General features: G+C 67.1%; 11 protein-coding genes. 7 read left to right on the forward strand and 4 right to left on the reverse strand.

Annotated features, from left to right (window positions below; translation table 11 throughout):
• The first annotated feature begins 168 nt into the window (after window positions 1–168).
• Window positions 169–1,425 carry a winged helix-turn-helix domain-containing protein gene (locus AC3A56_RS11385; RefSeq protein ID WP_487770403.1) on the forward strand — a complete coding sequence of 419 codons (1,257 nt, stop codon included), beginning with the start codon at window positions 169–171 and terminating at the stop codon, window positions 1,423–1,425.
• 7 nt (window positions 1,426–1,432) lie between these two features.
• Here AC3A56_RS11385 and AC3A56_RS11390 read toward each other — a convergent pair whose 3' ends face one another.
• Window positions 1,433–1,885, reverse strand: a complete 453-nt coding sequence (locus tag AC3A56_RS11390; RefSeq protein ID WP_056717705.1) for a hypothetical protein — start codon at window positions 1,883–1,885, stop codon at window positions 1,433–1,435.
• Window positions 1,886–2,489: 604 nt separating this feature from the next.
• On the opposite strand from AC3A56_RS11390, the gene AC3A56_RS11395 reads away from it, so the two are divergent.
• The 5 genes from AC3A56_RS11395 to AC3A56_RS11415 all read left to right on the forward strand — a co-directional run bounded on the left by AC3A56_RS11395 (window position 2,490) and on the right by AC3A56_RS11415 (window position 6,058).
• Window positions 2,490–2,699, forward strand: a complete 210-nt coding sequence (locus tag AC3A56_RS11395; protein WP_007806273.1) for a cold-shock protein — start codon at window positions 2,490–2,492, stop codon at window positions 2,697–2,699.
• 83 nt (window positions 2,700–2,782) lie between these two features.
• On the forward strand, window positions 2,783–3,697 hold the full coding sequence (locus AC3A56_RS11400; RefSeq protein ID WP_487770404.1) for an alpha/beta hydrolase family protein: 915 nt from the start codon (window positions 2,783–2,785) through the stop codon (window positions 3,695–3,697).
• Window positions 3,698–3,749: 52 nt separating this feature from the next.
• The gene (locus AC3A56_RS11405; RefSeq protein WP_056717703.1) at window positions 3,750–4,811 is read left to right on the forward strand and encodes an NADH:flavin oxidoreductase/NADH oxidase; all 1,062 of its coding nucleotides are present in this window, start codon (window positions 3,750–3,752) and stop codon (window positions 4,809–4,811) included.
• A gap of 10 nt (window positions 4,812–4,821) precedes the next feature.
• Window positions 4,822–5,697 (forward strand): pirin family protein, encoded by an 876-nt coding sequence (locus AC3A56_RS11410; protein ID WP_056717790.1) that lies wholly within the window; start codon window positions 4,822–4,824, stop codon window positions 5,695–5,697.
• Window positions 5,698–5,755: 58 nt separating this feature from the next.
• Complete coding sequence (locus AC3A56_RS11415; RefSeq protein ID WP_056717702.1) at window positions 5,756–6,058, forward strand: Mpo1-like protein; 303 nt, start codon at window positions 5,756–5,758, stop codon at window positions 6,056–6,058.
• A gap of 78 nt (window positions 6,059–6,136) precedes the next feature.
• On the opposite strand, the gene AC3A56_RS11420 is transcribed toward AC3A56_RS11415, so the two are convergent.
• Window positions 6,137–6,526, reverse strand: coding sequence for a cytochrome c (locus AC3A56_RS11420; protein ID WP_487770405.1), 390 nt, complete (start codon window positions 6,524–6,526; stop codon window positions 6,137–6,139).
• A gap of 128 nt (window positions 6,527–6,654) precedes the next feature.
• On the opposite strand from AC3A56_RS11420, the gene AC3A56_RS11425 reads away from it, so the two are divergent.
• Window positions 6,655–7,470, forward strand: a complete 816-nt coding sequence (locus AC3A56_RS11425; RefSeq protein WP_487770406.1) for a tRNA threonylcarbamoyladenosine dehydratase — start codon at window positions 6,655–6,657, stop codon at window positions 7,468–7,470.
• A 75-nt stretch (window positions 7,471–7,545) separates the two neighbouring features.
• Here AC3A56_RS11425 and phbB read toward each other — a convergent pair whose 3' ends face one another.
• Together phbB and gluQRS are read right to left on the reverse strand one after the other, a co-directional pair.
• Window positions 7,546–8,286 (reverse strand): beta-ketoacyl-ACP reductase, encoded by a 741-nt coding sequence (phbB, locus tag AC3A56_RS11430; protein ID WP_056717699.1) that lies wholly within the window; start codon window positions 8,284–8,286, stop codon window positions 7,546–7,548.
• 111 nt (window positions 8,287–8,397) lie between these two features.
• On the reverse strand, window positions 8,398–9,264 hold the full coding sequence (gene gluQRS / locus AC3A56_RS11435) for a tRNA glutamyl-Q(34) synthetase GluQRS (protein WP_487770407.1): 867 nt from the start codon (window positions 9,262–9,264) through the stop codon (window positions 8,398–8,400).

A 9,264-nucleotide genomic window follows, 5' to 3' on the forward strand; every position in this document is an offset into this window, starting at 1 on the left:
GGAACTCCATGCCAAAATGATCGGGTGAAGTTGGCGGGTGCCGGAAAGCGCCCGCAGCGATCGAACGAAGTCCACGCTAGCAGGGGATTTGTAAATGCCGTCTCAAGGTTTCGGTCACGAAGGCGTGAAGAATCGGGGCCGTTGGGCGGAGCTTCAGCAAGCCGCCACATGTTGAAGCTGGCCCAGGCCAGAGCCATGCAGCTGGCCGCCCAGGGCCTGTTGCAGCCGCCGAAGCGGCGGCCGCGACGGGCAGACCTGGTGGCTGCCATCGAGCGCATGCGGATGCTGCAGATCGATACCATCCACGTGGTGGCGCGCAGCCCGTACTTCGTCCTGCATTCGCGTCTGGGCGATTACCCGATGGCGTGGCTGGACGAGGCGCTGGCACAGGGACAACTGGCCGAGTGCTGGGCGCATGAGGCGTGTTTCGTCAGCGCCGCCGACATCGCCTGGCATCGGGGCGGGCAGGATCATCGCAGCCATCATTGGGCGCATCGCAATGCGCAGCGCGTTCATCGCGAGCACCGCAAGGACATGGATGCATTGCTCTCGGGCATCCGCGCCTCCGGCCCGGTTCGCGCCGCGGATTTCGAGCGCCGCGGCGGCGCCGCCCCGTCGGGGTGGTGGGAGTGGAAGCCGGAGAAGCGCTGGCTGGAGGCATGGTTTGCCCTGGGCGAACTGATGGTGGCCCGGCGCGACAGGTTCCAGCGCGTCTACGATCTCGCCGAAAGGGTGCTGGCCGGGCTCGACCCGCCGTTCGACGCCGCGCTCGCCTTCTCGGCGGCGCAACAGCGCCGGCATTTCATCCTCGAAACCGTGCGGGCGCTGGGCGTGACGCCGGCGGGGTGGATTGCCGATTACTTTCGGCTCAAGCCCCGGGTCAGCGATCGTGAACTGGCTCCGCTGGTGGAAAGCGGCGAATTGCTGGCGGTGCCGGTCGAAGGCTGGAGCACGCCCGGTTATGTGCACCGCGAACATGCCCAATGGCTGGACAAGGCGCTGGCCGGGAAGCTGCGCGCCACCCTTACCACGCTGTTGTCGCCGTTCGATCCACTGGTCTGGGATCGCAGCCGCGCGCTGGCGATGTTCGGCTTCGAATACACGATCGAGTGCTACACGCCGGCCGCGAAGCGTCGCTATGGCTACTTCGTGCTGCCGATCCTGCATCGGGGACGCCTGGTCGGCCGGCTGGACGCCAAGGCGCATCGCGCCACCGGCGTGTTCGAGGTCAAGGCCTTGTTCCTCGAGCCGGACGCAAAGGCCGAACCGACGCTGGTGAGTGCCGTGGCCAGGGCCATCGCGGCCACCGCGGCATGGCATGGCACGGAAAGGATCAGGCTGGGAACCACCCAACCCGCGTCGCTGGCCCGGCTGCTGCGTGCGCAGTGGCGAGCCGCCCAGGTGAAGCTTGCCGATCCGGGCTGAGCGGTTCTTACGGTGTGCTGGCCGCAGGTGCGGGATTTTCCGCGCAGGACTTCCCGTCCAGTGCCTGGCGCAGTTGAGTGGATAGCGAATTGCAGCGCGCCGCGAGTTGCGGCCGGATGGACGGGTTCCTCGAATCGCGCAGCAGGCTGCTGCGCATCGCTTCGTAACGCGACTGCAACTGGTCCGGCGCATAGATGTCCGCGGCGCGATGGCAGGCAAGATAACTCGACAGGTAATCGTCGCAGGCGGGAATCCCGGTCTCGCCCGTCGACTCTGCCTGATCGCTGCCCGCGCTGGAGGTTCCGGACGTGTTCTGGTGCCGGGCGCGGCTGGCCGGCGCGGGCGTGACGGCGCTCGTGCCGGTGGTGCCGGTGGCCCGGGTGGTCGGGTGTTCGGCGCAGCCGGCCAGCAACAGGCCGGCAAGCGCGCCAACCAGGATCGGGCGGGGCAGATTGGGCATGTCGGTCTCCTCGGGTGTCTGGGTCGTGGGCGGATCCATGCATGCAGGGCTCCGGCCGGCTCCGGCTACTAGACCGCGTGGCCAGTCAAGAAAACCTGAATTTCCAGCTGCCATCGCATCGGCACCCATGCATGCGGACGTGATTAGCGCACCCGATGGTGCCATGCATGGCGCCATCGGATGGGCAATCCGGCGGCTTGCGGTCCGGTTGGTTCGTGACGGGGAGTTGGCACTTTCCTGCTCCATGCCGGACAGGGGTTTCCACGACGTGCAACAGGGCGGGCAGATTGATTTGTCGATCCGACCCGGCGAAACGAATCGTCGGGCCGGGGAACCTGTCGGTACTAATGCTGGCCATGACAGGAAAACCGCGCAGGGATGTCCGGTTTTCCCTTCAGGAAATATCCTCCTGCGGCGCCGCTTGACAAATCACTTGCCGGCAAAAAATCCGTTATGCTTGGCGCGCTGCGTCTGCTTGGCTACAAGAGTGCCCGGTAGGGATTTCCTGAATCCGACTGTTGCACCGGACCCTGCATGCTCAGTAAAACCGTCGGCCCGTTGGGGCCGGTTTGTCTCAGCGTTCGGATTAGGATCGGAGTGAGTCATGGCGGATCGTGAAGTAGGTACTGTGAAGTGGTTCAATGACGCCAAGGGTTTCGGCTTTATCAGCCGCGATAATGGCCCTGACGTGTTCGTGCATTTTCGCGCCATCACCGGCTCGGGTTTCAAGAGCCTGCAGGAAGGTCAGAAAGTGAGCTTCAATGTCGTGGACGGGCAGAAGGGCTTGCAGGCCGAAGACGTTACCCCCGTTTGATCGCGGTAGCGGAACCTGTATGAAGGGCCGGCGCAAGCCGGCCCTTTTTTGTGGTCGACGCGGCGATTGGTTAGCCTGTGGGAATGTCCAATCCTTCTTTTGACGACGCTTCCGCCGCCACCCCGCTGGTGATCCCGGTCACTGCCGCCGACGGCGCGCACTTCGAATTGCTGGCGGTGTTGCCGTCCGGTCCCTGGCAGCGGCTGCTGTACTGGCTGCCGGCGATGGGTATTCCGGCCCGCCACTATCTGCCGCTGGCCCAGGCGCTGGCCGAACACGGTGTCGCCGTGGTGTTGCACGAATGGCGCGGCATCGGTTCCAGCGATCGCCGCGCCGGTCGCCGCTGCGACTGGGCCTATCGCCAGCTACTGCAGGATGACCTGCCTGCCGGCATGGCGCTGCTGGAGGCGCGCTGGCCGCACACGCGCACGTGGCTGGGCGGCCACAGCCTGGGTGGTCAGCTGGCGCTGCTTTACGCGAGCCTGCATCCGTCGACGTTCGCCGGGCTGTTGCTGGTGGCCAGCGGCTCGCCGTACTGGCGGCGCTTCCGGCATGGCTGGCTGATCGCCGCGGCCTATGCGTTGGCGCCGTGGCTGGCACGACTGATGGGCCATCTGCCGGGTCGGCGCATCGGCTTCGGCGGCAACGAGGCACGTGGCGTGATCGACGACTGGGCGCGCAGCGGCCGCAGCGGTCGCTATGCCGCCACGGGCATGTCGCAGGACTTCGAGGCGCAACTTGCCGCCCTGCAACTGCCGGTGCTGGCGCTGCGCCTGAAGGAGGACTGGCTCGGTCCGCAGGCTTCGCTGGAATGGCTGCTGGGCAAGCTGGGTGCGGGCATCCGGCAGATCGAGGTGATCAGCCGTGACGATCTGGGTGGCAAGCCGGCCGACCACTTCGGCTGGATGAAAACGCCGGCGCCGATCGCGGCGCGCATGGCCGAATGGTTCGCCGTGGAAGATGCGCTGTTCGCCGAACACGCCCAGTCGACGGCTTGATTCCCGGCGCCGTCGCCCGGATGTCGCCCCTTTCGATCCGATGGATGCCCCGATGAACCTGTTCGATCCGTTCCAGCAACGCAGCCTGACCTTGCGCAACCGGCTGGTGGTTTCGCCGATGTGCGAATACTCGGCCACCGATGGCGTGCCGAACGACTGGCACCTGGTGCACCTGGGCAGTCGCGCGGTGGGCGGCGCCGCCGTGGTGATCGCCGAGGCATCGGCGGTTTCGGCGCAGGGACGCATCTCGCCGCAGGACGCCGGCCTGTGGAACCAGGCCCAGTTGCAGGCGTGGCAACCGATCACCCGCTTCATCGGTGCACACGGGGCGATCGCCGGCATCCAGCTGGCCCACGCCGGGCGCAAGGCCAGCACCTTGCGTCCCTGGGACGGGCATGGTCCGGTGCCGGCCGGGCAGGGTGACTGGCCCGTCGTGGCGCCCTCGGCGCTGCCGTTCGACACCGGCTGGAACGTGCCGCTGGCCTTGGACGAGGCCGGCATCCAGGCGGTGATCGCCGATTTCCGCGCCGCGGCGGCACGCGCGCTGGAGGCCGGTTTCCAGCTGGTCGAGGTGCATGCGGCGCACGGTTACCTGCTGCACCAGTTCCTGTCGCCGCTGAGCAACCGGCGCGACGACCGTTACGGCGGCAGCTTCGAAAACCGCACCCGGCTGACCCGTGAAGTCGTGGCCGCCGTGCGCGAGGTGTGGCCGGACGAGTTGCCGTTGTGGCTGCGCGTGTCGGCGACCGACTGGGCCGACGAAGGCGGCTGGGACGCGGCGCAGAGCGTGGAACTGGCGCGCATGGTGAAGCCCCTGGGCGTCGACCTGATCGACGTTTCCAGCGGCGGCCTGCTGCCGCACGTGAAGATCCCGCTGGGGCCGGGCTACCAGGTGCCGTTCGCCGCGCAGATCCGCCGCGAGGCCGACATCGCCACCGGCGCCGTGGGCCTGATCACCGAAGCCGAACAGGCCGACCGGATCATCGCCGATGGCGAGGCGGACCTGGTGCTGATCGCCCGCGAAAGCCTGCGCGACCCCTACTTCCCGCGGCGGGCGGCACAGCAACTGGGCGCAAAAATCGTCGCGCCGGCGCAATATCAGCGGGCCTGGTAAGGAGCACATGATGGAAAGTCGTCCCCAGTTGATCGCCGACGCCCGTGAGCACGACCTCGGCGACGGCTTCGTCGTGCGTCGCATGCTGCCGGTGCTGCAGGCGCGCCACGTCGGTCCGTTCGTGTTCTTCGATCACATGGGGCCGGTGAGTTTCCCGGCGGGCAAGGGCATGGACGTGCGCCCGCACCCGCACATCGGCCTGGCCACGGTGACCTGGCTGTTCGACGGGGCGATCCGCCATCGCGACAGCCTGGGAAGCCTGGCCGACATCCGCCCCGGCGAGGTCAACTGGATGACCTCCGGCCGCGGCATCACCCACTCCGAGCGCACGCCGCCAGATGAGCGTGCCGCAGGCCAGAAGCTGCACGGCATCCAGGTCTGGGTCGCCCTGCCGCAGGCCGATGCCGAGGTGTCGCCGGAGTTCCACCACCACGATCGCGAGGCCTTGCCGCGGATCAGCGAGCCGGGCGTGGAAGGCGTGCTGATCGCGGGAAATGCCTACGGTCAGCGTTCACCGGTGAAGGTGTTCGCGCCGATGTTCATGCTGGAAGCAAGCCTGCAGGCCGGCGCCGAGCTGGCCTTGCCGGCCGGGCACGCCGAGCGCGGCGTGCATGTGATCGAAGGCTCCGTGAGCTGGGGCGAACTGAAGATCGCCAAACACCAGATGGCGGTGCAGGCCGGCGACCAGCCGCCTCCGTTGCGTGCCAGCGAACCAAGCCGGTTGATCCTGTTCGGCGGTGCGCCGCTGGATGGCGAGCGCCACCTGTGGTGGAACTTCGTGGCCAGCAGCCGCGAGCGCATCGAGCAGGCCAAGGCGGACTGGAGCGAAGGACGCTTTCCCACCGTGCCCGGCGACGAGGACGAATTCATTCCCCTTCCGGCGTAAGGCCCGTATCCCGCAAGGATGCGGCAGAATCGGGCCGTCCACACCGCGGAGCCTCACCATGTCCGGCTACAGCAGTTTTGCCGAGTTCTATCCGTTCTACCTCGGCGAGCACGGCAACCGCCGCTGCCGCCGGATGCATTTCATCGGCAGCAGCCTGGTGATCGCGGTGGTCGTGCTTGCCGTGTCCAGCGGGCAGTGGCGCTGGTTGTGGCTGGCACCATTGTGCGGCTACGGCTTCGCCTGGATCGGCCACTACGTGTTCGAGAAGAACCGCCCGGCGACCTTCAGGCATCCGCTGTACAGCCTGGCCGGCGACTGGGTGATGTACGCCCAGATGCTGCGCGGCAAGATTCCGTTTTGATTTTCGCCCTCTCCCTGCGTGCCCCTAAAGGGACTTCCTTCGGTCGCAGGGAGGTCCGGGGTGGGGTCGCTCTTCACCTCAGCGGTACTGCTGATGGCAGCTCTTGCAGGTTTCGCCCACAGGCTTGATCGCGGCCACCAGCGCCTCGCAACTGGCTGGCGCGGCCTGCACCGCCTGCTGCAGCTGGGTCTGCAGTTTGCTGGCGTCGTCGGTGAAGGTCTTCTCGCTGATGCCGAACACCGGCGTGATGTCGCTGGCGGTGGAGGCGAGGCGTTCCAGGTGGTGCTGCACCCTGGCCGGCTCGCACTGCTTCGCCTTGATCGCGTTCTTCAGTTCGCCCACGTGATAACCCATGGTATCCATGACCGCCTTCGGCATGGGATTGCGTGCGCTCAGCGCGTTCATCACGTTGACGGTGCCGATCACGCCGATCACCAGGCCAAGCAGGATCATCAGGGCTGCGCGCATGGATGAGGTTCCGATCATGAAGAGAACGCGAAGGATACCCTGCGCCGACGCACCCGTAGCCACCGTCCACGATAAAATGTCCGCTCCCCACAGCAAGGCCCGCCCGTGATCCATCCAACGATGACCCGATGCCGCAACGGCGACCCGCGATGAGCGAGCCGAACTTCCCGGCCGAACGCTTTGCCGGCGTCGAGCGCCTGTACGGCAACGGCAGCGTGGCCACGCTGGCGCAGGCGCATGTGTGCGTGATCGGCATCGGCGGCGTCGGTTCGTGGGCGGTCGAGGCGCTGGCGCGCAGCGGCGTGGGCCGGCTCACCCTGATCGACGCCGACGAGGTGTGCGTATCCAACACCAACCGCCAACTGCACGCGCTGGATGGCGAGTACGGCAAGACCAAGGTGGGCGTGATGGCTGCCCGCGCCCATGCGATCAACCCGACCATCCGGCTGGAGGCGGTCGAGCGTTTCCTCACCACCTCGACCCTGGACGAACTGCTCGATCGCGGCTACGACGTGGTGCTGGATGCCTGCGATGCGTTCCGGGTGAAGCTGGAAACCATCGCCTGGTGTCGCAGGCGCAAGCTGCCGATCGTCAGCGTGGGCTCGGCCGGCGGGCGCACCGACCCCACCCAGATCCGCGTGCGCGACCTGTCGCGCACCGAGCACGACGCGATGTTCAGCCTGATCCGCAAGAAGCTCCGCGCCGACTTCAACTTCCCCCGCAACGCCAGCCGCTACTTCGGCGTTTCAGCCGTCTATTCGCTGCAGAACGTGCAATACCCGCAGCCGGACGGCACCGTGTGCGGCACCCGCCCGCCGGGCGGCGATTCGCTGAACCTGGCCTGCGGCGGCGGCCTGGGCGCGGCCACCCACATCACCGGCGCATTCGCCTTCGCGGCGGTAGGCAAGGTGATCGAGAAGCTGCTGGGGAAAAGCGAGAAGTGAGTGAAGATGGGCGAGAAGTGAGTGAAGAGCCTGCTTTCTCTCTTTTCTCACTCCTCTCCACTCACTCCTGCTCCGTCACCAGCCCATGTACTGCCCGCCGTTGATCGCCAGGTTGGCGCCGGTCATCCAGCAGGTTTCCTCGCCGGTGAGAAAGGCCACGGCGTGGGCGATTTCTTCGGGCTTGCCCAGGCGGCCCAGCGGGATCTGTGCCTCGATCTTGGCGCGCACTTCTTCCGGCACGGCCATCACCATGTCGGTGGCGACGTAGCCGGGCGATACCGTGTTGACGGTGATGCCGAACTTCGCGTTCTCCTGCGCCAGCGAGATGGTGAAGCCGTGCATGCCGGCCTTGGCGGCGGCGTAGTTGGCCTGGCCGTACTGGCCCTTCTGGCCGTTGATCGAGCTGATCTGCACGATGCGGCCCCACTTGCGCGCACGCATGCCGTCGATCACCGCGCGGGTGACATTGAAGCAGGCGTTGAGGTTGGTGTTGATCACGTCCGTCCACTGCTGGTAATTCATCTTGTGGAAGGTGGTGTCGCGGGTGATGCCGGCGTTGTTGACCAGGATCTCGACCGGGCCGCACTTCTCCTCGATCGCACGCACCATCGCCGTGCAGGCGTCCGGGTCGGTGACATCGCCAGCGACCAGGCAGACATCGATGCCCTCGGCCGCCATCGCCTGGCGCCAGGCCTCGGCCTTGTCCGGGTCACGATAATTGCTGGCCACCCGATGCCCCTGCCTGGCCAGGTAGCGGACGATTGCGCTGCCGATGCCGCCGGTGCCGCCTGTGACCAATGCCGTACGCTGAGTCATTTCCCTGAATCTCCTGTTCGGTTAGGCGCGAATGCGATCGCGCCGAAGCATGGCAGGCGCATGTTTCAGCCGTCCCCTGGTTGCCTCGACGCGTTGCGTAGTTATAGCCGTTCAGCCGACAGAGTGACCGCTGCAATGCGGCAAATGCGCCGGATCGAAATGCGCCAGTGCATGCTGCAGCAAATCGTCCACCCCGCACGCGGCGTGCGGCAGCGGCAACTGCAGGAAGACGAGGGCGCGTCGCAGTGCCGGCACGGGGTCGGCCGGGTCGACCGGGAACGCCTGTGCGGACTTCGACAGCTTGGTGCCGTCCCTGTCCAGCACCAGCGGCAGGTGGCGATACGCCGGTGTCGGCAGGCCCAGGCAGCGCTGCAGCCAGATCTGGCGCGGCGTGGAATCGAGCAGGTCCAGTCCGCGCACCACTTCGGTGATGCCCTGGAAGGCGTCGTCCACCACGCAGGCCAGCTGATAGCTGTACAGGCCGTCGGCCCGGCGCAGCACGAAGTCGCCCACCTCGTTGCGCAGGTTCTGCCGCTGCGGGCCCTGCAAGGCATCCTCGAACGCGACGTCGAGGTCCGGCGCGCGCAAGCGCCAGGCCGGCGGATGATCGGCCTGCGGTGAAGCAACGCAGCAGGCATCGCGATGAAGGCCGTCGCCGCGCGCCAGTTCACTGCGGCTGCACCAGCAGGGAAACAGCGCATTGGCGGCACGCAGTTGCCCGATCGCCGCCGCGTACGCTCCCGTTCGCGTCGACTGGAACAGCGCCGGCCCGTCGGCGACCAGGCCGAACGCGGGCAGCGCCGCCAGGATGCCCGCCGCCGAACCGGCAACCTCGCGCGGCGGATCGATGTCCTCCACCCGGACCAGCCATTCGCCGCCGGCATGCCGCGCGCACAGCCAGCTGCCCAGCGCGGCGACCAGCGAGCCGAAGTGCAGTTGTCCGGTGGGCGAGGGGGCAAAGCGGCCGCGATAAGTCAT

It is taken from the genome of Rhodanobacter sp. Soil_C_14 (genome assembly GCF_057657335.1).

Excerpts from the sequence above, each read along its gene's own strand:
- gluQRS (WP_487770407.1), bottom strand. The coding sequence starts at position 9,264 with ATGACTTATCGCGGCCGCTTTGCCCCCTCGCCCACCGGACAACTGCAC.
- AC3A56_RS11395 (WP_007806273.1), top strand. The coding sequence starts at position 2,490 with ATGGCGGATCGTGAAGTAGGTACTGTGAAGTGGTTCAATGACGCCAAG.
- AC3A56_RS11425 (WP_487770406.1), top strand. The coding sequence starts at position 6,655 with ATGCCGCAACGGCGACCCGCGATGAGCGAGCCGAACTTCCCGGCCGAA.
- AC3A56_RS11400 (WP_487770404.1), top strand. The coding sequence starts at position 2,783 with ATGTCCAATCCTTCTTTTGACGACGCTTCCGCCGCCACCCCGCTGGTG.
- AC3A56_RS11410 (WP_056717790.1), top strand. The coding sequence starts at position 4,822 with ATGGAAAGTCGTCCCCAGTTGATCGCCGACGCCCGTGAGCACGACCTC.
- AC3A56_RS11420 (WP_487770405.1), bottom strand. The coding sequence starts at position 6,526 with ATGCGCGCAGCCCTGATGATCCTGCTTGGCCTGGTGATCGGCGTGATC.
- AC3A56_RS11385 (WP_487770403.1), top strand. The coding sequence starts at position 169 with ATGTTGAAGCTGGCCCAGGCCAGAGCCATGCAGCTGGCCGCCCAGGGC.
- AC3A56_RS11390 (WP_056717705.1), bottom strand. The coding sequence starts at position 1,885 with ATGCCCAATCTGCCCCGCCCGATCCTGGTTGGCGCGCTTGCCGGCCTG.
- phbB (WP_056717699.1), bottom strand. The coding sequence starts at position 8,286 with ATGACTCAGCGTACGGCATTGGTCACAGGCGGCACCGGCGGCATCGGC.
- AC3A56_RS11415 (WP_056717702.1), top strand. The coding sequence starts at position 5,756 with ATGTCCGGCTACAGCAGTTTTGCCGAGTTCTATCCGTTCTACCTCGGC.
- AC3A56_RS11405 (WP_056717703.1), top strand. The coding sequence starts at position 3,750 with ATGAACCTGTTCGATCCGTTCCAGCAACGCAGCCTGACCTTGCGCAAC.